Annotated in this window: 22 protein-coding genes; 8 read left to right on the top strand and 14 right to left on the bottom strand. The window is 64.6% G+C overall.

The window, feature by feature from the left end:
- Positions 1-123 precede the first annotated feature (123 nt).
- The 4 genes from dut to ubiE are packed head-to-tail and all read right to left on the bottom strand — an operon-like array spanning position 124 to position 4,419.
- On the bottom strand, positions 124-582 hold the full coding sequence (dut, locus tag XH85_RS01310) for a dUTP diphosphatase (RefSeq protein ID WP_128930412.1): 459 nt from the start codon (positions 580-582) through the stop codon (positions 124-126).
- Positions 579-2,030 (bottom strand): bifunctional phosphopantothenoylcysteine decarboxylase/phosphopantothenate--cysteine ligase CoaBC, encoded by a 1,452-nt coding sequence (coaBC, locus tag XH85_RS01305; protein WP_128930411.1) that lies wholly within the window; start codon positions 2,028-2,030, stop codon positions 579-581. Before coaBC ends, dut begins: the two co-directional genes overlap by 4 nt.
- Positions 2,031-2,086: 56 nt before the next feature.
- Positions 2,087-3,661: a 2-polyprenylphenol 6-hydroxylase gene (ubiB, locus tag XH85_RS01300; RefSeq protein WP_128930410.1), complete on the bottom strand. Its 1,575-nt coding sequence runs from the start codon at positions 3,659-3,661 to the stop codon at positions 2,087-2,089.
- Complete coding sequence (gene ubiE, locus XH85_RS01295; RefSeq protein WP_128930409.1) at positions 3,658-4,419, bottom strand: bifunctional demethylmenaquinone methyltransferase/2-methoxy-6-polyprenyl-1,4-benzoquinol methylase UbiE; 762 nt, start codon at positions 4,417-4,419, stop codon at positions 3,658-3,660. Before ubiE ends, ubiB begins: the two co-directional genes overlap by 4 nt.
- Positions 4,420-4,500: 81 nt before the next feature.
- On the opposite strand from ubiE, the gene mutM reads away from it, so the two are divergent.
- Positions 4,501-5,406, top strand: a complete 906-nt coding sequence (gene mutM, locus XH85_RS01290; protein WP_128930408.1) for a bifunctional DNA-formamidopyrimidine glycosylase/DNA-(apurinic or apyrimidinic site) lyase — start codon at positions 4,501-4,503, stop codon at positions 5,404-5,406.
- 275 nt (positions 5,407-5,681) lie between these two features.
- On the opposite strand, the gene XH85_RS01280 is transcribed toward mutM, so the two are convergent.
- Together XH85_RS01280 and XH85_RS01275 are read right to left on the bottom strand one after the other, a co-directional pair.
- Complete coding sequence (locus XH85_RS01280) at positions 5,682-6,425, bottom strand: ParA family protein (protein WP_128930406.1); 744 nt, start codon at positions 6,423-6,425, stop codon at positions 5,682-5,684.
- 377 nt (positions 6,426-6,802) lie between these two features.
- Positions 6,803-8,161, bottom strand: coding sequence for a peptidoglycan-binding protein (locus tag XH85_RS01275; protein ID WP_164940035.1), 1,359 nt, complete (start codon positions 8,159-8,161; stop codon positions 6,803-6,805).
- 233 nt (positions 8,162-8,394) lie between these two features.
- Here XH85_RS01275 and XH85_RS01270 point away from each other — a divergent pair, with 233 nt between their 5' ends.
- Together XH85_RS01270 and XH85_RS01265 are read left to right on the top strand one after the other, a co-directional pair.
- Positions 8,395-9,198, top strand: a complete 804-nt coding sequence (locus XH85_RS01270) for a HesA/MoeB/ThiF family protein (RefSeq protein ID WP_128930405.1) — start codon at positions 8,395-8,397, stop codon at positions 9,196-9,198.
- Positions 9,199-9,235: 37 nt separating this feature from the next.
- Entirely contained in the window at positions 9,236-9,565 is a 330-nt protein-coding gene (locus tag XH85_RS01265) for a barstar family protein (protein ID WP_128930404.1), read from the top strand.
- Between the two features lie 4 nt (positions 9,566-9,569).
- Here XH85_RS01265 and XH85_RS01260 read toward each other — a convergent pair whose 3' ends face one another.
- Positions 9,570-10,571, bottom strand: coding sequence for a 2-hydroxyacid dehydrogenase (locus tag XH85_RS01260; protein WP_128930403.1), 1,002 nt, complete (start codon positions 10,569-10,571; stop codon positions 9,570-9,572).
- Between the two features lie 333 nt (positions 10,572-10,904).
- Here XH85_RS01260 and XH85_RS01255 point away from each other — a divergent pair, with 333 nt between their 5' ends.
- Positions 10,905-11,438 carry an SH3 domain-containing protein gene (locus XH85_RS01255; protein WP_128930402.1) on the top strand — a complete coding sequence of 178 codons (534 nt, stop codon included), beginning with the start codon at positions 10,905-10,907 and terminating at the stop codon, positions 11,436-11,438.
- 68 nt (positions 11,439-11,506) lie between these two features.
- Here XH85_RS01255 and irrA read toward each other — a convergent pair whose 3' ends face one another.
- Positions 11,507-11,998, bottom strand: a complete 492-nt coding sequence (irrA, locus tag XH85_RS01250; RefSeq protein WP_091882249.1) for an iron response transcriptional regulator IrrA — start codon at positions 11,996-11,998, stop codon at positions 11,507-11,509.
- 351 nt (positions 11,999-12,349) lie between these two features.
- On the opposite strand from irrA, the gene fabA reads away from it, so the two are divergent.
- From fabA to fabI, 3 genes are all read left to right on the top strand, one after another.
- Complete coding sequence (gene fabA / locus XH85_RS01245; RefSeq protein ID WP_091882246.1) at positions 12,350-12,871, top strand: 3-hydroxyacyl-[acyl-carrier-protein] dehydratase FabA; 522 nt, start codon at positions 12,350-12,352, stop codon at positions 12,869-12,871.
- Positions 12,872-12,910: 39 nt separating this feature from the next.
- Positions 12,911-14,134: a beta-ketoacyl-ACP synthase I gene (fabB, locus tag XH85_RS01240; protein ID WP_128930401.1), complete on the top strand. Its 1,224-nt coding sequence runs from the start codon at positions 12,911-12,913 to the stop codon at positions 14,132-14,134.
- Positions 14,135-14,271: 137 nt separating this feature from the next.
- Positions 14,272-15,069 (top strand): enoyl-ACP reductase FabI, encoded by a 798-nt coding sequence (gene fabI / locus XH85_RS01235; RefSeq protein WP_128937055.1) that lies wholly within the window; start codon positions 14,272-14,274, stop codon positions 15,067-15,069.
- 111 nt (positions 15,070-15,180) lie between these two features.
- On the opposite strand, the gene XH85_RS01230 is transcribed toward fabI, so the two are convergent.
- The 5 genes from XH85_RS01230 to XH85_RS01210 all read right to left on the bottom strand — a co-directional run bounded on the left by XH85_RS01230 (position 15,181) and on the right by XH85_RS01210 (position 18,584).
- Positions 15,181-15,777, bottom strand: coding sequence for a glutathione S-transferase family protein (locus XH85_RS01230; protein ID WP_128930400.1), 597 nt, complete (start codon positions 15,775-15,777; stop codon positions 15,181-15,183).
- Positions 15,778-15,920: 143 nt separating this feature from the next.
- Positions 15,921-16,130: a hypothetical protein gene (locus XH85_RS01225; protein WP_128930399.1), complete on the bottom strand. Its 210-nt coding sequence runs from the start codon at positions 16,128-16,130 to the stop codon at positions 15,921-15,923.
- Between the two features lie 125 nt (positions 16,131-16,255).
- A complete protein-coding gene (locus XH85_RS01220; RefSeq protein ID WP_245473349.1) occupies positions 16,256-17,071 on the bottom strand; it encodes a hypothetical protein in 816 nt (271 codons plus the stop codon).
- Between the two features lie 129 nt (positions 17,072-17,200).
- Positions 17,201-17,650, bottom strand: a complete 450-nt coding sequence (locus tag XH85_RS01215) for a GNAT family N-acetyltransferase (RefSeq protein WP_128930397.1) — start codon at positions 17,648-17,650, stop codon at positions 17,201-17,203.
- 7 nt (positions 17,651-17,657) lie between these two features.
- On the bottom strand, positions 17,658-18,584 hold the full coding sequence (locus tag XH85_RS01210) for a hydrogen peroxide-inducible genes activator (RefSeq protein WP_128930396.1): 927 nt from the start codon (positions 18,582-18,584) through the stop codon (positions 17,658-17,660).
- A gap of 113 nt (positions 18,585-18,697) precedes the next feature.
- Here XH85_RS01210 and katG point away from each other — a divergent pair, with 113 nt between their 5' ends.
- Positions 18,698-20,863, top strand: coding sequence for a catalase/peroxidase HPI (gene katG, locus XH85_RS01205; protein ID WP_128930395.1), 2,166 nt, complete (start codon positions 18,698-18,700; stop codon positions 20,861-20,863).
- A gap of 208 nt (positions 20,864-21,071) precedes the next feature.
- Here the strand turns inward: katG and pnp are convergent, their stop codons facing one another.
- Positions 21,072-23,234 (bottom strand): polyribonucleotide nucleotidyltransferase, encoded by a 2,163-nt coding sequence (pnp, locus tag XH85_RS01200; RefSeq protein ID WP_128930394.1) that lies wholly within the window; start codon positions 23,232-23,234, stop codon positions 21,072-21,074.
- Positions 23,235-23,613: the final 379 nt, after the last annotated feature.

The raw sequence follows: 23,613 nt of genomic DNA, 5'->3' as shown, positions 1-23,613 counted from the left end.
CTCCCTCGCTTGCGGGGGAGGGTTGGGGAGAGGGTGTCTCGACAATGGGACATTCCCCCAGAGGATAGAGCCCTCACCCGGCACTCCGTGCCGACCTCTCCCGCAAGCGGGAGAGGTGAAGAACTAGCGGCCGGTGGAACCAAAACCGCCGGCGCCTCGATCGGTTGTCGACAAGGTGGCCACGGGAACCAGCGCGGCCTGCACCACGGGCGCGATCACCATCTGCGCGATGCGCTCGCCGCGCTTGATCACGAAGGGGGCTTGGCCGTGGTTGATCAGGATCACCTTGATCTCGCCGCGGTAGTCCGCGTCGATCGTGCCCGGCGAGTTCAGCACGGTGACGCCGTGCTTGGCGGCAAGCCCCGAGCGCGGCCGCACCTGGGCCTCGTGGCCCGGCGGCAAGGCGATTGCGAGGCCCGTCGGCACCAGCGCGTAGTGGCCGGGCGCGAGCGTCAACGGCTCGCTGTCCGGAACCGCAGCCATCAGATCGAGGCCGGCGGCCTCGGCGGTCTGATAGGTAGGCAGCGGCAGGCCTTCGGCATGGGCGAGGCGTTGCAGTTCGACCGTGACTTTGGTGCTCAAGATGCCGGCTCCCGGGATTTGTCGGCCACGCTCCTCGCGACATGCGCGACCAGTTCGATGGCGACCTGTTCCTTGGTCATCACCGGCCAGGAATCAACTGCGATCTCGCCATTCTTCTCACCATTCTTGCGACTGATCAGGTGCACAGTGTTGCGGTCGCCGCCCATCACGCCGGTGGCCGGCGAGACGTCGTTGGCGACGATCCAGTCGCAGCCCTTGCGCGCGAGTTTTGATTTGGCGTTGTCGATGAGGTGTTCGGTCTCGGCGGCGAAGCCGATCACCAGCGGCGGGCGCTTGTCGGTCAGCTTGGAGATGGTGGCGAGGATGTCGGGGTTTTCGACCAGCTGAAGCGGTGGCATGCCGGCCGACGTCTTCTTCAGCTTCTGCTCGCCCTCGTTGGCGACGCGCCAGTCGGCGACGGCGGCGGCGAAGATCGCAATGTCGGCGGGGAGCGCGGCCTGTACCTGCTCCAGCATCTGCCGTGCCGATTCGACATGCTTCACCGTCACGCCCTGGGGATCGCTGAGATCGACCGGGCCGCTCACCAAAATCACCTCGGCGCCGGCGGCCTGGGCGGCGGCGGCAATGGCAAAGCCCTGCTTGCCGGAAGAGCGGTTGGCGATGTAGCGCACCGGATCGATCGGCTCGTGCGTGGGTCCTGCGGTGATCAGCACGCGCTTGCCGGCGAGTGGGCGCGGCACCGGCGGCCGCAGCAGCCGCTCGGCGGCATTGGCGATCTCGATCGCCTCCGACATGCGGCCGGTTCCGGCCTCCCCGGCCTCGGCCATCTCGCCGGAATTTGGGCCGATCAGCACCGCGCCGTCGCGCTGGAGCTGCGCGACGTTGCGGCGCGTCGCCGCGTTGTTCCACATTAGCGGGTTCATCGCAGGCGCCAGCAGCACCTTGCGATTGGTCGCGAGCAGGATGGCGCTGGCGAGATCGTCGGCATGGCCGTTCGCCATCTTGGCCAGGAGGTCGGCGGTCGCCGGCGCCACCACGATCAGGTCGCAGTCGCGCGCGAGGCGAATGTGGCCGGCGTCGAACTCGCTCTGGGGGTCGAACAGGTCGGTGTAGACGCGCTCATGCGACAGCGCGCTCACCGCCAGCGGCGTGACGAATTGCTGCGCTGCCTTGGTCAACACGCAGCGGACCTCGACGCGCCGTTCCTTGAGCCTTCGGATCAGGTCGAGCGATTTGTAGGCCGCAATGCCGCCGCCGATGATCAGGGTGACGCTGGCCTCGGGAGCGGCGCTGATACGTTGGGGTATCGGGGCTGAGGCTGCCGCAGGCGGCACCGCAAACGGCGTCAGGGGCTCCTCGCGGCCCTCGATGAGCTCCCGCAGGATGACCCGGACCTCTTCCTCGACCGACCTGCGGTTCTTGGCCGAGCGCAGCCGCAGATAGGTTTTGACGGCGTCGTCGAGCTTGCGGATGGTCAGGCTTGCCATGACGCCCTCCAGCACGGAATGATCGCGATGCTATCATCCGTGTGATTGCAGTGCAATCACAGATTCCGGATGGCGATCAGGATGCCGATGAAGGTCGCGGCGATGATCCAGAGCGCCACGGTGCGCCCGCGGTTCTTGCGGCTCTCGCTGCGGCCCATCGCGGCGATGCTCTCCGGCGACAGCCCTATGCCCTCCCGCGTCATGGTCTCGAGCTGCTCCAGCACCTTCACCGACCGCTCGGCGATCTCCGGCAGGCGCATCAGCACGCGCGCGATGTCTCCGGTCCCCGCCAGCGCGCCCTGGACCCGGCCGATCGGCCCGAGATTGCGCTCGATCCATTCTCGCACCACGGGGTCCGCGACCTTCCAGATGTCGAGCTTGGGATCGAAGCCGCGCGCCACGCCCTCGACCACGACCATAGTCTTTTGCAGCAGGATCAGCTCGGGCCGCGTCCTCATGTCGAACAGGCCGGTGACCTCGAGCAGCAGCGTCAACAGCCGCGCCATCGAGATCTCCTCGGCGGTGCGGTTGTGGATCGGCTCGCCGATGGCGCGGATCGCTTGCGCGAAATTCTCGACCGAATGATGCGCGGGCACATAGCCCGCCTCGAAATGCACCTCGGCGACGCGGCGGTAGTCGCGGGTGATGAAGCCGAGCAGGATCTCGGCGAGGAAGCGCCGCTCCTTCATCCCGAGCCGGCCCATGATGCCGAAATCGACCGCGACGAGACGGCCGGTATCATCCAGGAACAGGTTGCCCGGATGCATGTCGGCGTGGAAGAAGCCGTCGCGCAGCGCGTGCCGCAAGAAGCTCTGGATCACCTTGCGGCCGAGATCGGGCAGGTCGACCTGCGCCTCTGCAAGGCGCTTGTGATCGTTCAGCGCGATGCCGTCGATCCACTCCATCGTCAGCACGTTGTGCGTGGTGCGATCCCAGTCGACGATCGGCACGCGGAAATCAGGGTCGTCGCGCGTGTTCTCCGCCATCTCCGACAGCGCCGCGGCCTCCAGCCGCAGATCCATCTCCATCGCGACCGAGCGCGACATGGTGTTGATGACTTCGATGAGGCGCAGGCGCCGTGCCTCGGAAGAATAGGCTTCGGCCTTGTGCGCGACGAAGAAGAAGTCGGAGAGGTCGCGGCGGAAACGTGCGGCGACGTTGGGCCGGAGCACCTTGATCGCGACCGGCTTGCGGACGCCGTCGCGCAGGACTTCGCCGCGATGCACCTGCGCGATCGAGGCGGCGGCGACCGGTGGGCCGAAGCTCGCAAACACATCCGTTAGCGGCCGTTCCAGCGACGACGTGATCGCCGCCTCCGCTTCGGCTTGCGAAAATGGCGGCAGGCGGTCTTGGAGGCTTTCGAGGTCGCGCGCCATGATGACGCCGACGACGTCGGGGCGTGTTGCCAGGAACTGCCCGAGCTTGAGATAGGCCGGGCCCATTCGGGTGAGGGCGCGCGATATCCGCGGACCGTGCTTGACGCCGCGCCGCTCGACGAGCCGCGCCAGCTTCAGCGCGAGCTGTCCCGGCGGCGGCACCAGGCTCCGATCGACCGAGCCGAACACGCCTTCGCGCGCGAACACGAACGCGGCGCGGGTCAGGCGCGCAATGTGGCTAATGGCAGAGATCACAAACGCCAGCCTGAATGCAGTGCGACGATGCCGCCGCTGAGCGTCTGCCAGCTGACGCGGGAAAAGCCGGCGTCGCGAATCATGTCGGCGAAGACGCCTGGCTTTGGAAACTTGCGGATCGACTCGACCAGGTACTGGTAGGACTCGGCGTCGCCCGTGACCATGCGGCCAAGCGGCGGGATCACCTTGAACGAGAACAAGTCATAGAGGCGATCGAGGCCAGGCATCTCGACGGTCGAGAATTCCAGGCATAGGAAACGGCTGCCGGGCTTGAGCACACGATAGGCCTCGCGGAGCGCAAGGTCGATCTGCGGCACGTTGCGAATGCCGAAAGCAATCGTATAGGCATCGAAGCTGCGATCGGCGAAGGCGAGCGCTTCGGCATTGCCCTCGACGAAATCAACCCGGGTCTCGAAATGCCGCTTCATGGCGCGCTCGCGGCCCACGGCGAGCATGTCGGTGTTGATGTCGCAGACGGTGGCATGGAAGCCGGAGCCTGCCGCCTTGGCGGCGCGGAACGAGATGTCACCGGTGCCGCCGGCGACGTCGAGCAGCGCAAACGGCCGGTCGTTCCTCGGCGGGTCGAGCGCGTTGATCATGATGTCCTTCCAGACCCGGTGCAGGCCACCGGACATCAGGTCGTTCATCAAATCATAGCGCGAGGCCACGCTGTGAAACACATCGTTCACCAGCGTCTGCTTGTCCCCTAAGGGGACGTCCCTGAAGCCAAAATGCGTGGTTTCGCCCGGCCGATCCATTACTCTACTCCACGAGGCGGACCATAGCGCGCCCGCCGCAATGGCGCTATCACACCGCCCTCATAAGGTGAATGCCCGACCATGCCTGAATTGCCCGAAGTCGAGACCGTCCGCCGCGGCCTTCAGCCCGTCATGGAGGGCGCGAAAATCCTCAACGCCGAGGCCCGGCGGCCGGATTTGCGCTTTCCGTTCCAGCCGGACTTCGTGGCGCGGCTCAAGGGGCAGGTCGTCACCGGGCTCGGCCGCCGCGCAAAATATCTCATGGCCGATCTCGCCTCCGGCGACGTGCTCCTGATGCATCTGGGCATGTCGGGTTCGTTCCGCGTCATCAAGCCGGACAACGATGCCGCGCCCGGCGCGTTTCACTATCCCCGCGGCAAGGACTCAGCGCATGACCACGTGCTGTTTCGGATGTCCTCGGGCGCCGACATCGTCTTCAACGACCCGCGCCGCTTCGGATACATGAAAGTGATTGCACGCGCTGCGCTTGATGAAGAGCCGCTGCTGCGCGGGCTCGGTCCCGAGCCGCTCGGCAACGAGTTCGACGCCGCGATGCTGGCGCGGTCCTGTGCCGGCAAGACCACCAGCCTGAAGGCGGCGCTGCTCGACCAGCGCGTGGTGGCGGGGCTCGGCAACATCTATGTCTGCGAGGCGCTGCACCGCTCGCATCTGTCGCCGCGCCGGATCGCCGCGACGTTGTCGACCAAGGCCGGACAACGCAAGGGCGTTGCCGGCGGCGAGCCGACGGACCACGCCAAGCGATTGGTCGGCGCGATCCACACCGTGCTGAACGATGCCATCAAGGCCGGCGGCTCCAGCTTGCGCGATCACCGCCAGACCTCGGGCGAGCTCGGCTATTTCCAGCATTCGTTTAGGGTTTATGACCGCGAGGGTGAGAAATGCACGACGCCGCGCTGCGGCGGCACCATCAAGCGGTTTACGCAGAGTGGTCGGTCGACCTTCTGGTGTCCGAAATGTCAGAAGTGAGGATCAGGCGAGCGGCCGACAGAAGGTGAGTTTCTGCTAGCCGATATGCCTACCGCAACCGTCATTGCGAGGAGCTCTTGCGACGAAGCAATCCAGACTGTCACCGCGGAGGTACTCTGGATTGCTTCGCTTCGCTCGCAATGACGGGTAGGTCGAGCCTGTCCCCCAAAAAAGAAGCGAAGCAACCCGGCCGGGCTGGTGGCCGGGTTGCTTCATCGCTTGGGCTCTTCAACCGGATAGTGAAGAGCCCGCTGCCGTCCGAGCGATCGCCCCGCTCAGGACGCCAGTATCTTGGTCTCGTCCGCCGAAAGCTCGGCGCTGACATGCAGCATGCCGTCCGCAGCCGACATCATCTGGCTGGCCAGCAGATGGGTCGTGGTGGAGAGTTCGAGCCGGGTCTCGATCCACTGCCAGAGGCCGCGGATCTCGTCTGCCGATTTGCCGTTCGGCGCGAATTCGCTGACCGCGAGACCGTTCGCGAGTGAGTCCTGGTGATCGTTGCGCATCACGATCAGCGGACGCGCGAGCATCTCGGCAAGATCGAGCGCGGCTTCCTCGGCGAGGGTGTTGGCGGCATTGTCGATGCGCTGGCCGCGGATCGGCGTCTGGTTCAGCACGAAGGCAAAGTGCCGCTTCCAGGCGCGCGCGACGCTGAGCGTCGAAGCGGTCGCCTCGATGTCGGCGACGCTCGGGCGGGCCGGGATCAGGCAGAGATCGGAATGGCGGATCGCGGCGGTGGTGGCGGCGCTAAGGCCGGCCGCGGTGTCGACGATCGCGAGCTGGAGGCCGCTGTCGGCCAGCATTTTCAGGCGCGGCGCGATGTCGGCGGCGTGATAGATCGGCTCGACGACGAGATCATCCGTGGTGCGGCGGCGCTGCCAGTTGGACAGGGTGCCCTGCGGGTCGGTCTCGATCAGGCGGACGGTGAAGCCGGCCTGCTGAGCTGCGAGCGCGAGGCCGATGGCAAGCGTGCTCTTGCCGCTGCCACCCTTTTGGGTGGCCAGTACGATCGTGTGCATTGAAGATCAATCCTTTGGAATGCTTGGGTCAGGAATACGCCACGCGAACGTGCATCGATCTCGATGCTGAGCTCTTCTCGCTCAGGACGTGCCGGCCCGATCCAAAGGGGATCGCGGAGGTCCGAATCAACGGCAACGATGATGGCGGAATAGCGAATACCAGCGAATCCGTACCATTACCGGACCCGTAGTCGTACGTAAGATAGTGCTCACGGCGGTGCCCCGGACAAAGCGCAGCGGAAAGCGGTGCGCTGCTGAGCCGGAGCCCAGAAAAATCACCTCCACGGAATTTGAGGTAGCATGGGTCCGGGCTCAGCGGCGCAGCACTACGTGCCGCACCGCGTCCGGGACACGAGCGGATCATTCTCTCGGCTGGTTTACTTCCGCACGCAGATCACGCGTATGACGGCCGCTCTTGCGTCCGTCGACGTGCCATTCGCCGTGACGCCATTCGCTTTCAGGAATCCGCGCACCGTCTCCGCGGCGACCATCACCGCCTGCGACGCCGGCACCGACGTCGCAGGTCCCGCGACCATTGCCGGCTTCAGCAGCGCGACGCCCGCGAACTTGCCGTCGGCATCGATGGTCGGGCTGCCGGAGAAGCCGACCGCCGGCGGAGGCGACAGTGCGGAACTGCTTGATGCGACCGGCGCCAGCGCAGCCTTGAGGCTCGACACGCCGGCCGCGCCCCCCTGGCTCTGCGGATCGGCGATACCGATGACATCGACACTCGTCTTTGCCGCACCGCCGATGAGGCTGAGCGGCTTCAGGCCGCGTGCGCCGTAGATGTGCAGGAGCGCGAGATCGTGCTCCTTGTCCTCGGCGAGACGGTCGGCACTGCCATAGCCGGCGATCGTGATCGCGAGACAGCCATCGGTGACGAGGCGGTCGGTGACGATCGCACCATCGTCGCTGACGACGATGCCGGTGCCGTATTCGACGGTCTTGCGCGGCGGCGGCCCGGCTTGCGGTCCCGACGGAAACGCATTGAACGCGCTCGACATCGCGATCACGACCGGCTCGACCGTGTTCTCAGTCGCCTGGTCGTAGAGGATCGTCATGGTGCGGACCTCGTCGCCTTTGAAGGTGCCGCGGACATAAAACTTCTTAAGGCCCTGCAATCCCGACAGCACGAAGAAGTCGGGCTTCACCACGGTGTAATCGACCTTGCGCCCGGACGGCTCCTTCTCCAGGTCGGCGAGTTTTGCCGAGGTCGGGTTCGCCTCTTTGCGGCGGCTGAGCAGCACCTGAACCGTGCCGGTCGGCGAAGTCCATTTCGAGCCATTGGCGTCGCTCGCTTGCTGCGGCACCAGCTTGCCGGGGATGCCGAGCCGGGCGCCGCTGGTCGGCTCCGTCACGATCTTCCAGCCGACGCTCTCCTGTTTCTTTCGTGCCGTCTCGGCAAGCGCGGCGCGCTCCTGCGGATTGAGCACGCCGGTCGGCTTGCCGCCCTTGGCCTTCTGGTACTCCTTGATGGCGTTGACCATGCGCTCGCTGACGTCGCCGGTGATGGCGCCGTTATACTGGCCGACCCAGGCGAGGTCGGACTGGAGCGCCAGCCGCTCAGCTCTTGCCATGGCATCCGCTGTGGCCGACGGCGTCTGCATCGCCGGAGGCTGGATCGGCACGGTCTGCACCGTCTTCGGCTTGGTGCCGGGGACCTGTGGCGCCGTCATCTGGGCGTTCGCGCCTGTGGCAGCCGCAAACATCAGTGTTGCCGCAAGCATCGATCTCATGACAAATCCAGCCAGCCCATTGAACGCCATGTCATTGAAGCACATCTCCTTGGTCGCGACCAATGATGGGGTGGTTCAGGTGGCGATAGAGGCCACGAACCCAAGTCCTCATCCTGAGGAGCGGCCTTAAGGCCGCGTCTCGAAGGATGGCCACGGGCGAGATCGGGGCCTTTCATGGTTCGAGACGGCGCTTTGCGCCTCCTCACGATGAGGGGTGAGAGGAACGAAGAACGATGCTGAGCCCGGACGAACTTGAACGCTATGCCCGCCATATCGTGCTGCGCGATGTCGGCGGTCCCGGCCAGGCTGCGCTGAAGCGGGCCTCCGTGCTGGTGATCGGTGCCGGCGGACTCGGCGCGCCCGCTTTGATGTATCTGGCCGCCGCCGGCGTCGGCACGCTCGGCGTGGTCGATGACGACGTGGTGTCGCTGTCCAACCTGCAGCGCCAGGTGATCCATACGACGCCCGATATCGGCCGGCACAAGGTCGAAAGCGCCGCCGAGCGGATTGCGGCGCTCAATCCGCATGTCCGTTTCGTCGGCCACGCCACCTGGCTCAACGCCGACAATGCGCTCAGCCTGATCGGCGACTACGACCTCGTGCTCGACGGCTCCGACAATTTCTCGACGCGCTACCTCGTTTCCGACGCCTGCTTCTTCGCCAAGCGGCCGCTGATCACCGCGGCGATCGGCACCTTCGATGGCTCGCTCACCACCATCCGTGCCCACGAGACGAACGAGCAGGGCGAGTTCAACCCGACCTACCGCTGTTTGTTTCCCGAAGCGCCGCCGCCCGGCACCGTGCCGGCCTGTGCGGAAGCCGGCGTCATGGGCGCATTGGCGGGCGTGCTCGGCTCGATGATGGCGCTGGAGGCGATCCGCGAGATCGTCGGCTTCGGCGACGGCCTCGTCGGCCGCCTCCTGATGATCGATGCGCGTGCGATGCGCTTCGAGACGCTGCGCTATGCGCGCGATCCAGCCAATCCGCTCAATGGCGACGGGCCTGTGTTCGAGGATTTGAGCATCCATCGCAAATAGGAACATCAGGCCCAAATACGGACGGCAGCAAAACGATATGCAGACCGTAGAACTCGATGCCGGTAGTTGGACAACTGCTCAGGATTTTCGATCAGCTCTCAAGGCAGCAATAGGGGCGCCGGAGTGGCATGGTGATGTGGTGGCTGCCTTTTTGGATTCAATTTTCGGGGGCGGAATGAACGCCCTCAAGCCCCCCTACGTCATCAAGGTCGTGAATACGACGCACCTCGAACCGGAGCTTATGGAGCTGATCCGCGATCTTTCGTCAGCGATGGAGGAGACGCGAATGCGTCGGCTTGTCCGTACTGGTGAGGACGTCGCAGCTAGTCTTGAAATCGCGGGGCCAGGAAGCCAGGCCCGGCGCTGAGCCCTCACAGCATGCTCGGCAGCACGCGATCCGGCGGCTTGTGGGCATCGAGGAAGGTGCGGATGTTGATGATCACTTTCTCGCCCATCTCGACGCGGCCCTCGATCGTGGCCGAGCCCATATGCGGCAGCAGCGTCACCTTGCCGGCCTTGGCAAGCCGCACCAGCTTCGGGTTGACCGCGGGCTCGTGCTCGTAGACGTCGAGGCCGGCGCCGCCGATCTCGCCGCCTTCGATCAGCTTGATCAGCGTGTCCTCGTCGGTGACCTCGCCGCGCGCGGTGTTGACGATGTAGGCGTCTTTCCGGATCAGCTTCAGCCGCCGCGCCGAGAGCAAATGATAGGTCGCCGGCGTGTGCGGACAGTTCACCGAGATGATGTCCATCCGCGCCAGCATCTGGTCGAGGCTTTCCCAATAGGTCGCACCCAGCTCTTCGGCGATCTTCGGCGCGACGGGGCGGCGGTTGTGATAGTGGATCTGCAGGCCGAAGGCGCGGGCGCGGCGCGCCACGGCCTGGCCGATGCGGCCCATGCCGATGATGCCGAGCCGTTTGCCGCCGATTCGATGGCCGAGCATCCAGGTCGGCGACCAGCCCGGCCAGGGTTTTCCTTCGGTCAGGATCGAGGCGCCTTCGATCATTCGGCGCGGCACCGCGAGGATCAGCGCCATGGTCATGTCGGCGGTGTCTTCGGTCAGAACTTTTGGCGTGTTGGTGACGGTGATGCCGCGGGCGTGCGCGGCCTCGACGTCGATATTGTCGACGCCGTTGCCGAAATTGGCGATCAGGCGAAGCTTGCAGTCGGGCTGATTGACGACATCGGCACTGATCTGGTCGGTCACGGTCGGAACCAGCACGTCGGCGGTGCGCGCGGCTTCCGCGATCTGCTCGGCCGACATCGGCGTGTCGTCGAGATTGATCCGCGCGTCGAACAGCTCGCGCATCCGCGTCTCGATCGAATCCGGCAGCTTGCGCGTCACCACGACGAGGGGCTTTTTCTTCACCGACATGTCCTGCCTCATGAGGTGCCGCAGGCCGCCTCTGTCACCAAAGGCCGGCCGTTGAGGCCTCATTAACCCGGTTGTTCGACACTGCCCTTGCCGTGTCGTCCCCGGCGTTTCCTTCAAGCTCTCCCGATATTTCCGGCCGGAAAATCGGGGCAAACTGGTTGTTCAAGCGTCCGTCCTCTCTAGCAGAAGACCGGGCCAAGACAAGAACCACGGGTTAGGGCTTGAGGACCTGGCTTTGGGGAACACCCGCGTGGGGCGGGACAGGCGCGGCAGGATTTTGGATTTTGGGGTGAGGACCCGGCTCGGGCGGGTCTTCGACAGGAGACGGGTTTGATGGCGTTGGGGCGTTTTTGTTCGGTGATGGCGCTCGTTTGTACCTGGTTGAGCGCCTCGGTCAGCCCCTCGCATTCAGCGAAGGACAACAACACCCCCCAGACCGCCAGCGGGCTGCCGGTGCCGCGCTATGTCAGCCTCAAGTCGGATCACGTCAACGTTCGCGCCGGCCCGACCAAGGACCATGACGTGGCATGGGTCTATACCCGCGCCGGCCTGCCGGTCGAAATCACCGCTGAATTCGAGAACTGGCGCCGGGTGCGCGATTCCGAAGGCGCCGAGGGCTGGGTTTATCATTCGCTGCTGTCGGGTCGCCGCACCGCGGTCGTCACCATGAAGAACAAGGACGACCTCGCGCCGATCTACGACCGTCCCGATCCCGACAGCGCGGTTGCAGCCAAGCTCCAGGTCGGCGTCGTCACGCAGGTGAGGAAGTGCACCGCAAACTGGTGCCACGTCACCGGCAACGGTTTTGACGGCTGGATCCAGCAGGAGCGCCTCTGGGGCGTCTACTCGGACGAGCAGGTAAACTGACGTCTTGCCGTCGTCCCGGCCTAGCGCGCAATTGCGCGCTAGGCCGGGACGACGCGGGAGAGTGAGGCTCAGCGCTTCTTGCGCAGGCGCACGACCATGTCGATCCGCGAGATCTCGTACCCCTCGGGCACCTCAGGCATCTTGGACAGCGCCAGATGCGGATCCTCGATATCGACCAGCTCATGGCTGTTCTCGAGGTAGTAGTGGTGGTGGGTGGTGACGTTGGTGTCGAAATAGGTCTTGGTGCCGTCGACGCTGACCTGGCGCAGCAGGCCGGCATCGGTGAGCTGGTTCAGCGTGTTGTAGACGGTCGCCAGCGACACCGGAACCTTGGCCAGGGTCGCTTCCTCATAGAGCATTTCAGCCGTGAGGTGGCGCGCACCCTTGCCGAACAAGAGCCAGCCGAGCGCCATGCGCTGGCGCGTCGGGCGGAGCCCCGCGGACTGGAGCATTTCGTTGACGTCGTGCCACGGGCAGCCGGTCAGGGCCGGCTGGCGGCCGGACAAGAGGGCCGCGGAATGGACGTCGTCGTCGTGATGGGGCGCGGTATTCTCGCTCATTTCCAGATTTCGGGCACGCGTGAACAATATCTCCCTGCAATATAAGAACAGAAAGATGCAGATGCAAGTTTCTCGCAACTAGAGAGGTTCTAATCAGACTTGGAACCGGGCGAGGGGAGCGGTCATTTTACCTTCATGGACGCGCTTTGCGACCCGAAATGCCTGTGTTAGAGAGCGCGCGGTTCCGCTTAGCCGATTTTGGCGCAGCCAGGCATGGCGGCCCGTCCGCAGTCCATCGGGGCTTGCGGGAGGTGCGCCTGACGATGGCAATTGGCGTTGCTCTCCGACCGAGACGGGGCCCATTTTCGCCAAAAAACGTCGCTCAATCGGGATTAGAATAGAGGCTCGTGCATGCTGAACAGGCGCAACGGTTACGAATACGAAGATCTGCTGGCGTGTGCCCGCGGCGAGATGTTCGGCCCGGGCAATGCCCAGTTGCCGCTGCCGCCGATGCTCATGTTCGACCGCATCACGGAAATTAGCGACAATGGCGGGGAGTTCGGCAAGGGCCTGGTGCGCGCCGAGCTCGATGTGAAGCCCGACCTCTGGTTCTTCGGCTGCCACTTCAAGAACGATCCGGTGATGCCCGGCTGCCTCGGCCTCGATGCGCTGTGGCAGATGGTCGGCTTCTATCTCGGCTGGATCGGCGGCGAAGGTCGCGGCCGCGCGCTCGGCCTCAGCGAGTTGAAGTTCGGCGGCCAGGTGCTGCCCGAGGCCCGCAAGGTTGTGTACAACGTCGATATCAAACGCGTGATGCGTTCAAAGCTCGTGCTCGGTATCGCCGACGGGTGGCTTTCGGTCGATGACCAGATTATTTATCGCGCCAAGGACCTGAAGGTCGGCCTGTTCAAGCAGGGCACGAGCCTGGGCTGAGCGCATCACCAAGAAGGCAACGATTTAGGCGAGGCTGTCATGAGGCGGGTTGTGGTCACCGGGATGGGCATTGTCTCGTCGATCGGAAACAACACCCAGGAAGTGCTTGCGAGCCTGCACGAGGCGAAGTCGGGCATTTCGCGGGCTGAGAAATATGCCGAGCTCGGCTTCCGTTCGCAGGTGCAAGGCGAGCCGACGCTCGATCCTGCGACGGTGGTCGACCGTCGCGCCATGCGTTTCCTCGGTCAGGGCGCGGCGTGGAATCACGTCGCGATGGAGCAGGCGATCCAGGATTCCGGTCTGTCGCCCGACCAAGTCTCCAACATCCGCACCGGCATCATCATGGGCTCCGGCGGCCCCTCGGCGCGCACCATCGTCGAATCCGCCGACATCACCCGCAGCAAGGGACCGAAGCGCGTCGGACCGTTTGCCGTGCCGAAGGCGATGTCATCCACGGCCTCCGCGACGCTTGCGACCTGGTTCAAGATCAAGGGCGTGAACTATTCGATCTCCTCGGCCTGCGCGACGTCGAACCATTGCGTCGGCAACGCCTATGAGACGATCCAGATCGGCAAGCAGGACGTCATCTTCGCCGGCGGCTGCGAAGAGCTGGACTGGTCTCTGTCGGTCCTGTTCGACGCCATGGGCGCGATGTCCTCGAAATACAACGACACGCCCGCCACGGCCTCGCGTCCCTACGACGTCAATCGCGACGGCTTCGTCATCGCCGGCGGCGCCGGCGTGCTGGTGCTGGAAGAGCTCGAGCATGCCAAGGCGCGCGGCGCGCGCATCTATGGCGAGATCGTCGGTTATGGCGCGACCTCGGACGGTTACGACATGGTCGCACCGTCAGGCGAAGGCGCCGAGCGCTGCATGCGCATGGCGATGTCGACGGTGAAGACCAAGGTCGACTACATCAATCCGCACGCGACCTCGACGCCCGCCGGCGATCCGCCGGAGATCGATGCAATCCGCAGAGTTTTCGGCGTCGGCGAGAAGTGCCCGCCGATCTCGGCGACCAAGGCGCTGACCGGCCACTCGCTGGGTGCCACCGGCGTGCAGGAAGCGATCTATTCGCTGCTGATGATGAACAACGGCTTCATCTGCGAGAGCGCGCACATCCAGGAGCTCGATCCCGTGTTCGCGGACATGCCGATCGTGCGCAAGCGCATCGACAACGTCAAGATCGGCACCGTGCTGTCGAACTCCTTCGGCTTCGGCGGCACCAACGCCACGCTCGTGTTCAGCCGGCTGGATGCGTGACGGCGTTGTTGGCGCACCGTTGATTTTCTCGTCATGGCCGGGCTTGTCCCGGCCATCCACGTCTTGGCCTCAGGTTTCGAAGGGCGTGGATGCCCGGGACAAGCCCGGGCATGACGAAAGCGGAAGGTGATCGTGAGATGGAAGGTTTGATGAAAGGCAAGCGCGGTCTGATCATGGGCATCGCCAATGATCATTCGATCGCCTGGGGCATGGCGAAGACATTGCATGCCCATGGCGCCGAGCTCGCCTTCACCTTCCAGGGCGAGGCCCTGGGCAAGCGCGTCAAGCCGCTGGCGGAGCAGCTCGGCGTCGATCTGGTGCTGCCGTGCGACGTCGAGGACATCGCCAGCGTCGATGCGACTTTCGCTGCGCTTCGCGACAAGTGGGGCCAGCTCGATTTCGTGATCCACGCGATCGGCTTCGCCGACAAGAACGAGCTGAAGGGCCGCTATGCGGACACCAGCCGCGAGAATTTCTCGCGCACCATGGTGATCTCCTGCTTCTCCTTCACGGAGGTCGCAAAACGCGCCGCCGAGCTGATGACCGAGGGCGGCAGCATGATCACGCTGACCTTCGGCGCTTCGGAGCGCGCGATGCCGAATTACAACGTGATGGGCGTGGCCAAGGCGGCGCTGGAAGCCTCAGTCCGCTATCTCGCCGCGGATTTCGGGCCGCGCGGCATCCGCGTCAACGCGATCTCCGCAGGCCCCATCCGCACGCTCGCCGGCTCCGGCATCGGCGAGGCGCGGGCGATGTTCGCATTCCAACAGAAGCATGCGCCGCTGCGCCGCGGCGTCACGCTCGACGAGCTCGGCGGCTCGGCGCTGTATCTGTTGTCGGATCTCTCCGGCGGCGTGACCGGCGAGATCCACTACGTCGATTCCGGCTACAACATCATCTTGATGCCGAGGCCTGACGATTTGAAGACGGAGTAGCTGAGATTCTGTAGGGTGGGCAAAGGAGCGCAAGCGACGTGTCCACCATCTCTCGACAATTCGGGACAGATGGTAGGCACGCTTACGCTTGCCCACCCTACGAGAGCTCGTTTACCCCGCCGCGATCTTCTCGGCGCGCTGCAATGCCGGCCGCGCCATGCAGCGCGCGAGATAGGCGTCGAACGCCGGGCGCGACGGCACCATCTTGAACAGCCGCACCGCGAAATTCAGGTCGGAGCCGATGGTGATGTCGGCGGCAGAAAATTCCTCGCCGAGAATCCACGGCCCCTTCTCGAGCGAGGCTTCCAGCACGTCGAAGACCTGTGTCGCGCTGCCCCAGGCCGCGGTCGAGGTCGGGATCTCGATCTTGGTGTAGATCTGGATGATGGCGGGCTCGATGCAGCCCGGCGAGAAGAACAGCCATTGCAGATAGCGCGCGCGGCGCGGATCGGTCACAGCGGGCGCGAGCTTGGTCTCGGGATAGCGATCGCCAATGTAGGCGCAGATCGCAGCGGCCTCGCCGAGCGCGGCGTCGCCGTCGGTCAGCGCCGGCACCTTGCCCATCGGGTTGATCTTCAAATAGTCCGGCGTCTTCTGCGCGCCGGTCGAGATGTCGGTCAGCACGCGTTCATAGGCGAGGCCGCTCTCTTCCATCAGCCAGAGCGTCGTGAACGAGCGCGAGCGGGGCGACCAATAGAGCTTGATCATGGCGAGGAACCTTCCATCGGCGAGAGGCGAACGGCGCGCAATTCATGACGCGTTTGCTACGCATTCGCAACGCACTACGCCTAGGCGGATGCGGCGCCCGGTCGCCACATCTTGGTCAACGCGAAGTCGGCGGACCCCTTCAATCAGCGTGACGGAGTCTGCGCCGGTTGTTGCAACAAGGATGGCAATGTCTCGTCGAGGCTTTTCGTCAGCAGCGTGCGCACGCCCTCGCGGAGCACCGGATTGTTGACCACGTCCGCAGGCTTTTCGGGAAACATCGCGCGATCCAGCTGGGTTGAGGGGCCGCCGAGAAAATTGTGCGTCATGCGCTCGATATAGGTGTCATCCGTCATCAAGGCAGGCGCCTCCTTCGTCAACTCCAAGGTCTGATCGTCATAGACCGCCGCTTGGCGATAACAGTGCATATGAGACCATCGCGACAGCGGCGAGAACGTTCATCCTTATACCCCACCGCGTCTCACTGCGCGAAATAGGGCGGTAAGATCTTGTCTAGCCGCTCCGTCAGGAAATCGCGCACGTTGTCACGCAGGGTCGTGTTGCCGGCGGAGTCGGCCGCCGTGACCGGAAACAGGGAGTTGTCTACTTTGCGAAGACGTTCGTCCTGCACGAAACTGTCAGCCATATGCTTCATGACGCCTTCCAGCGTCACGCCAGGCCCCTTCTTGATTTCAAAGGTCTGGCCGTCGAACACGGTCACGCCGATATAAGCGTACAGAAACGAATAGCTGATGATACCTGCGCCACGATTGAGAATACCGAGTCCCCGGAGCGGCTGATTGGTCCCCGGCAGCATCCCCTCGCCGCGCGTGACGACGACATATCGTTCGCAGCCGGCATTGCCCGCGATCTGACGGATCAGGTTCGACAGCTCTTCGCGCTCGTTGCGAAACAGACTGGGCTTCGGATGATAATAGGCGTCGAACGCGCCTTTGGCGTAGGCAATTCGCCTGAGCGGCGTGGCGCCCGCCGCCGCACGCACACGTGCGAAGACAAGGTCGTCAAGGCCCCAGGAAACCGGCACTTCCGCATACTCGTTGCCGAACACCGTTAGGCCGATCTTCTCGACGACGAATGGGTCCTGCGTCGCCGCGATCACGCCGACGCCGCAAGGACCGGCAGTCGTCTGCTCGGTGGGTTTAGCCGGAGCCTTCGGCTTCGCCGTTGCCTTCTTGGCAGCCGGCTTTGCCTGGGGCGCGGTCTGGGCGGAGGGAGTTGCGGTCGCAGGAGGGGTTTGCGCGGCTGCCGGAGCCAGAAAGGACAGCAGGACGAGCACCGAAGCAGCAAATCGAAACATGAATTCCAAGCGGGATCAGAGGCAAGGGGGCGTCGGACACACCACACTAGGGTGGGAGTGTGACAACCGCAAGCTGCACCCGGCAAACGTCGTCTATCCCGTCGGTCGCTACCGCTTCCACCGATAATACTTCATCACGAACCCGTTCGACGGCTCGATCTCTTCCTTCTCGAATACGAAGCCCTCGCGCTCGTACCAGCGCCAGGCCTTCTCGTTCTCGCGCACGCAGCGCAGGTACATCTCATCCGGCAGTTGCGTGCGCGTGAAGGCGAGCAATTGCCGGCCGAGCGATTGGCTCTGATAGGCGGGCGCGACGAAAAGCATGTCGAGATAGCGCTTGGGCAGATGCAGCGCCAGCATCGCGGCGATCGTGCCGTTGTCGTCGGCGACGAACAGGCTCCAGCCGTTCTCGATCTCGCGCCGGATGCGCGCACGCAGGTTGGCCAGCAGGAAGTCGCTGGCCTCAGCGAGGCCGGTCGAGACCCAGCTCTCCATCCAGACGCGGCCGACCTCGTCATGTTCGTCGGCGCGCGCTGGGCGGATGATCGGATGCGACATCCGGCGCTCAAGCCCGCTGACTGCGCGCGGCCGGACGCGGGCGCGCCTTGCCGGCCGACAGGCACACCACCTCGGAGATCTGCAGCAGCTGTCGCGCCAGCGGATTGGTCTTGCGCCAGACCATGCCGATGGTGCGCGAGGGTTGGGGGTCACGGAAGCGCGCCAGCGAGACCGAGGCCGATCGCGTCTCCACCGGCACCGCCATCTCCGGGATCAAAGTGACGCCGATGCCGGCACTGACCATCTGGACCAGCGTCGAGAGGGAATTCGCATCCAGCATCTCGCGCGGCGGCGCCGATTGCATGTTGCAGAAGGACAGCGCCTGATCGCGGAAGCAGTGCCCCTCCTCGAGCAGCAACAGCCGCATCTCGCGCATCATCTCGCGCGACGGCACCGGAGTGCCCTCGTCCGCGCCCGGACGCACCAGCAGGAATTTCTCGTCGAACAGCGCGACCTCGGTGAGCGAAGGCTCGGACACCGGCAGCGCGACGATGGCGGTGTCGAGCCGGCCCTCGACCAGCTCCTGGATCAGTCGCGGCGTCATGGTCTCGCGCACGCGGATATCGAGCTCCGGATGCATGCGCGTCAGGTTCTTGGTGATCTTGGGCAAGAGATAGGGCGCGATGGTCGGGATCATGCCAATGCGCAGGCGGCCGGCGAAGCGGTCCCGTGATGCCCGGGCGAAATCGCCGAGCTCATCGACCGAGCGCAAAATGTCGCGGACGCGTTGCGCGAGCTCCTCGCCGAACCGGGTCAGCGCGACCTGCCGCGCGCTGCGCTCCAGCAGCAGGCCGCCAAGGGTCTCTTCCAACTCCTTGATCTGCATCGACAAGGCCGGCTGCGAGATCGAGCAGGCCTCGGCCGCGCGGCCGAAATGGCCGTGGCGCGCCAGTGCATCGAAATAGCGGAGCTGCCGCAGCGTCAGGTTTATCATCAGAAAATCCTATCGCAGCGATCATTAAAGTCAACTTCACCTGATGGGAGGCGACGCTTAGAGTAATTCTACCTGGTCAAAGGCGCCGTCGGACGCCACCAGAGGAGGTAATCATGGATGACATTTCGAAGTGCCCGTTTACGGGCGGAAAACCCACGCGCGTGAACCGCGACTGGTGGCCAACCCAGCTCAGCATCGAGATGCTGCACAAGAATTCCGACCTGTCCGATCCGATGGGCAAAGAATTCGACTATGCCAAGGAGTTCAAGTCGCTCGACCTGAACGCGGTCGTTAAGGACCTGACAGCCCTGATGACGGATTCGCAGGAATGGTGGCCGGCCGACTTCGGTCATTACGGCGGCCTGATGATCCGCATGGCCTGGCATAGCGCGGGCACTTACCGCATCACCGATGGCCGCGGTGGCGCCGGCGCCGGTCAGCAGCGCTTCGCGCCGCTCAACAGCTGGCCCGACAACGCCAACCTCGACAAGGCACGCCGTCTGCTCTGGCCGATCAAGCAGAAATACGGCCGCAAGATCTCCTGGGCCGATTTGATGGTGCTGGCCGGCAACGTCGCGCTGGAATCGATGGGCTTCAAGACGTTTGGTTTTGCGGGTGGCCGCGCCGACGTCTGGGAGCCGGAAGAGCTCTATTGGGGTCCCGAAGGCACCTGGCTGGGCGATGAGCGCTACAGCGGTGAGCGTCAGCTCGCCGAGCCGCTCGGCGCGGTGCAGATGGGCCTCATCTACGTCAATCCGGAAGGCCCGAACGGCAAGCCGGATCCGATCGCGGCGGCCAAGGACATCCGCGAGACCTTCTTCCGCATGGCGATGAACGACGAGGAAACCGTCGCACTGATCGCCGGCGGTCACACGTTCGGCAAGGCCCACGGCGCGGGCGATCCGTCGCTGGTCGGTCCGGAACCGGAAGCGGGCGCGCTGGAAGATCAGGGCCTCGGCTGGAAAAGCAAGCACGGCACCGGCGTTGGCGCCGATGCGATCACCGGCGGCCCGGAAGTCACCTGGTCGCAGACGCCGACCAAGTGGAGCAACTACTTCTTCGAGAACCTGTTCAAGTACGAATGGGAGCTGACGAAGGCGCCGTCGGGGGCGCAGCAGTGGAAGGCCAAGAACACCGAGGCCGTCATTCCCGATGCCTTCGACAAGTCCAAGAAGCATGTGCCGACCATGCTGACGACCGACCTCTCGCTCCGCTTCGATCCAGCCTATGAGAAGATCTCGCGGCGCTTCCTCGAGCATCCCGATCAGTTTGCGGACGCCTTCGCCCGCGCCTGGTTCAAGCTCACCCATCGCGATATGGGCCCGATCCAGCGCTATCTCGGACCGCTGGTGCCGAAGGAGACGCTGATCTGGCAGGATCCGATTCCGGCCGTGAATCACGAGCTGGTCGGCGAGCAGGACATTGCCTCGCTGAAGACCAAGATCCTGGCCTCGGGTCTGTCGGTGTCGGAGCTAGTCTCGACCGCGTGGGCGTCGGCTTCGACGTTCCGCGGCTCGGACAAGCGTGGCGGCGCCAACGGCGCTCGCATTCGCCTCGCGCCCCAGAAGGACTGGGAGGTGAATCAGCCGGCTCAGCTCGCCAAGGTCCTCGGCAAGCTCGAAGCGATCCAGAAGGACTTCAACGCGTCCTCAGGCGCGAAGAAGGTCTCGCTTGCGGACCTGATCGTGCTCGGCGGCACCGCCGCGGTCGAGAAGGCCGCCAAGGATGCCGGCGTCGACGTCAAGGTCGCCTTCGCGCCGGGCCGCATGGACGCTTCGCAGGAGCAGACGGATGCTGCCTCCTTCGCGCCGCTGGAGCCGCGGGCCGATGGTTTCCGCAACTACACCGGCAAGAAGCATCAGTTCATGATGCCTGAAGAGGCGCTCGTCGATCGCGCGCAGCTGTTGAAGCTCACCGGGCCCGAGCTAACCGTGCTGGTCGGTGGCCTGCGTGTGCTCGGCGCCAATGCGAACGGTTCGAAGCACGGCGTCTTCACCGCGAAGGTGGGCACGCTGAGCAACGACTTCTTCGTCAACCTGCTCGACATGAGCACGCAATGGGCGCCGGTTGCCGACGGCACCTACGAGGCCCGCGACCGCAAGACCAACGCGGTGAAGTGGACCGGCACGCGTTCCGACCTGATCTTCGGCTCGCACTCGCAGCTCCGCGCCTTCGCCGAGGTCTATGCCACCTCGGACTCCAAGGAGAAGTTCGTGAAGGACTTCGCCAAGGCCTGGACCAAGGTGATGAACCTCGACCGGTTCGATCTCGCGGCTTGAGGTCTTGCACCTCTCCCGCTTGCGGGAGAGGTCGCGCCGAAGGTAGCCGATGCCTTGCATCGGCGTTCTTCATCTAAGAACGGCGGCCATAGGCCGCCTACGCCTCTCCCGCAAGCGGGAGAGGGGGCGCACTTTGCACGGGACAAGCCACAAACAAAAAGGGCGGCCTTTCGGCCGCCCTTCGTGTTTTTGACCGTGTCGCGAGAACTTACTCGCCGGCCGCTTCGCGCGGAGCCTTCTCGCCTTCGGCGGCCTTCTCCTTGGCCTCGAGGTCTTCGCCGGTGGCTTGGTCGACCACCTTCATCGACAGGCGGGTCTTGCCGCGGTCGTCGAAGCCGAGCAGCTTGACCTTGACCTTGTCGCCTTCCTTGACGACGTCGGAGGTCTTCTGCACGCGGTTGGGCGCAAGCTGGCTGATGTGGACGAGGCCGTCCTTGGAGCCGAAGAAGTTCACGAAGGCGCCGAACTCCATCACCTTGACGACGGTGCCGTCATAGATCTGGCCGACTTCCGGCTCCGACGCGATCGACTTGATCCACTTGATCGCGGCCTTCATCGCCTCGCCGTCGCTGGAGGCGACCTTCACGGTGCCGTCGTCCTCGATGTTGACCTTGGCGCCGGTCTTCTCGACGATCTCGCGGATCACCTTGCCGCCGGTGCCGATCACTTCGCGGATCTTGTCGGTCGGGATCTTGAAGGTCTCGATGCGCGGCGCGTATTCGCCGAGCTCGGCGCGGGCCGCGGTCAGGGCCTTGGCCATCTCGCCGAGGATGTGGATGCGGCCTTCCTTGGCCTGGCCAAGGGCGACGCGCATGATCTCTTCGGTGATGCCCTCGATCTTGATGTCCATCTGGAGCGAGGTGATGCCCTGTTCGGTACCGGCGACCTTGAAGTCCATGTCGCCGAGATGGTCCTCGTCACCGAGGATGTCGGAGAGAACCGCAAAGCGCTTGTCCTCGAGGATCAGGCCCATCGCGATGCCCGCGGTCGGCCGCTTGAGCGGCACGCCGGCATCCATCAGCGCCAGCGAGGCGCCGCAGACCGAAGCCATCGAGGAGGAGCCGTTGGATTCGGTGATCTCCGACACCACGCGCGTGGTGTAGGGGAACTCGTGATGCGGCGGCAGCACCGGGTGGATCGCGCGCCAGGCGAGCTTGCCGTGGCCGATCTCGCGGCGCTTGGTGCCGCCGAGGCGGCCGGTCTCGCCGACCGAGTAGGGCGGGAAGTTGTAGTGCAGCAGGAATGTTTCCTTGTACGTCCCCGACAGCGCGTCGATGTACTGCTCGTCCTCACCGGTGCCGAGTGTGGTCACGACCATCGCCTGGGTCTCGCCGCGGGTAAACAGCGCCGAGCCGTGGGCGCGCGGCAGCACGCCGACTTCGGCGACGATGTTGCGCACCGTCTTGACGTCGCGGCCGTCGATGCGCTTGCCGGTGTCGAGGACGTTCCAGCGAACGATCTTGGCCTCGAGCTCCTTGAACACGCCGGCGATACGGAGCTTGTCGTATTTCGGCTCCTGGCCCTCCGGGAAGTAGTGGGCCATCACCTTTTCCTTGGCGACGCCGACCGCGGCATAACGCTCCTGCTTCACGGGGATCGCGTAGGCGGCGCGCAGCTCCTGCTCGATCAGGCCGAGCATTTCCTTTTCGATCGCCGAATTGTCGATCGCGGTGACTTCGCGCGGCTCCTTGGCGGCCTTCTCGGCGAGCTCGATGATCGCGTTGATGACCGGCTGGAAGTGGCGGTGACCGAACATCACGGCGCCGAGCATCACGTCTTCGTTGAGCTCCTTGGCTTCCGACTCGACCATCAGCACGGCGTCGGCGGTGCCGGCGACGACGAGGTCGAGCTGGGTGTCGACCATCTCGTCGAGCGTCGGGTTGAGGACGAATTCGTCATTGGCAAAGCCGACACGCGCCGCGCCGATCGGGCCCTTGAACGGCACGCCGGACAGCGTCAGCGCGGCGGAGGCCGCGACCATCGCCACGATATCGGGATCGTTTTCCATGTCGTGCGAGAGCACGGTGACGATCACCTGGGTCTCGTTGCGCCAACCGTCGACGAACAGCGGGCGGATCGGACGGTCGATCAGGCGGGAGACCAGCGTCTCCTTCTCGGTCGGACGTCCCTCGCGCTTGAAATAGCCGCCGGGAATGCGCCCCGCAGCGTAGGTCTTTTCCTGGTAGTCAACAGTCAGCGGCAGGAAGTCGACGCCTTCGCGCGGCGCCTTCGCCGCGACGACCGTGGCAAGCACCACGGTCTCACCATAGGTGGCGATGACGGCGCCGTCGGCCTGACGGGCGATCTTGCCGGTTTCGAGCTTGAGAGGGCGTCCGCCCCAGTCGATCTCGACTGAATGCTTATTGAACATAGAGGTCTTCTTTCATGGGTTCTCGAAAGAAGGGACACGCTTCGAAAAACAAAAACCATGCGCAAGATTGCGAGGCGCTGATCGGAGCGGGTGATCAGCGTCCTGCGATCCTGCCATGGTTTTTGGATGTCGGATGGCGTCCATCCTTTCGGGTCATACGGGCGCCTTGCCCGTTGTGCCCAGCCGCCGGATTGCTGCTGGACTGTCAGTCGGCACGAACGCGAACACCGAACCTTGGTCTTCGCTCATCATGCCCCGAATGTTCGCCGTCAACGGCTCGCATCCGACGCGCACGCAGCCTCGATCAAAAACCTTTAAGGAAGCGCTTTCGTTCGAAACCACGCGCGAAAACGCGCGCCAGTGGCGCGCGCAGGAACTC

The organism is Bradyrhizobium zhanjiangense, from assembly GCF_004114935.1.
Taxonomy (GTDB): Bacteria; Pseudomonadota; Alphaproteobacteria; order Rhizobiales; family Xanthobacteraceae; genus Bradyrhizobium; species Bradyrhizobium zhanjiangense.
This window is presented reverse-complemented; position numbering and strand designations above follow the sequence as displayed.

Coding starts and splice junctions, on each gene's coding strand:
- XH85_RS01210 (WP_128930396.1), bottom strand. CDS start 18,584: ATGATAAACCTGACGCTGCGGCAGCTCCGCTATTTCGATGCACTGGCG.
- XH85_RS01215 (WP_128930397.1), bottom strand. CDS start 17,650: ATGTCGCATCCGATCATCCGCCCAGCGCGCGCCGACGAACATGACGAG.
- XH85_RS01255 (WP_128930402.1), top strand. CDS start 10,905: ATGGCGTTGGGGCGTTTTTGTTCGGTGATGGCGCTCGTTTGTACCTGG.
- ubiE (WP_128930409.1), bottom strand. CDS start 4,419: ATGGATCGGCCGGGCGAAACCACGCATTTTGGCTTCAGGGACGTCCCC.
- XH85_RS01260 (WP_128930403.1), bottom strand. CDS start 10,571: ATGTCGGTGAAGAAAAAGCCCCTCGTCGTGGTGACGCGCAAGCTGCCG.
- katG (WP_128930395.1), top strand. CDS start 18,698: ATGGATGACATTTCGAAGTGCCCGTTTACGGGCGGAAAACCCACGCGC.
- fabA (WP_091882246.1), top strand. CDS start 12,350: ATGCTGAACAGGCGCAACGGTTACGAATACGAAGATCTGCTGGCGTGT.
- XH85_RS01270 (WP_128930405.1), top strand. CDS start 8,395: ATGCTGAGCCCGGACGAACTTGAACGCTATGCCCGCCATATCGTGCTG.
- XH85_RS01225 (WP_128930399.1), bottom strand. CDS start 16,130: ATGACGGATGACACCTATATCGAGCGCATGACGCACAATTTTCTCGGC.
- mutM (WP_128930408.1), top strand. CDS start 4,501: ATGCCTGAATTGCCCGAAGTCGAGACCGTCCGCCGCGGCCTTCAGCCC.
- XH85_RS01280 (WP_128930406.1), bottom strand. CDS start 6,425: ATGCACACGATCGTACTGGCCACCCAAAAGGGTGGCAGCGGCAAGAGC.
- irrA (WP_091882249.1), bottom strand. CDS start 11,998: ATGAGCGAGAATACCGCGCCCCATCACGACGACGACGTCCATTCCGCG.
- XH85_RS01265 (WP_128930404.1), top strand. CDS start 9,236: ATGCAGACCGTAGAACTCGATGCCGGTAGTTGGACAACTGCTCAGGAT.
- coaBC (WP_128930411.1), bottom strand. CDS start 2,030: ATGGCAAGCCTGACCATCCGCAAGCTCGACGACGCCGTCAAAACCTAT.
- pnp (WP_128930394.1), bottom strand. CDS start 23,234: ATGTTCAATAAGCATTCAGTCGAGATCGACTGGGGCGGACGCCCTCTC.
- fabI (WP_128937055.1), top strand. CDS start 14,272: ATGGAAGGTTTGATGAAAGGCAAGCGCGGTCTGATCATGGGCATCGCC.
- XH85_RS01275 (WP_164940035.1), bottom strand. CDS start 8,161: ATGAGATCGATGCTTGCGGCAACACTGATGTTTGCGGCTGCCACAGGC.
- XH85_RS01230 (WP_128930400.1), bottom strand. CDS start 15,777: ATGATCAAGCTCTATTGGTCGCCCCGCTCGCGCTCGTTCACGACGCTC.
- fabB (WP_128930401.1), top strand. CDS start 12,911: ATGAGGCGGGTTGTGGTCACCGGGATGGGCATTGTCTCGTCGATCGGA.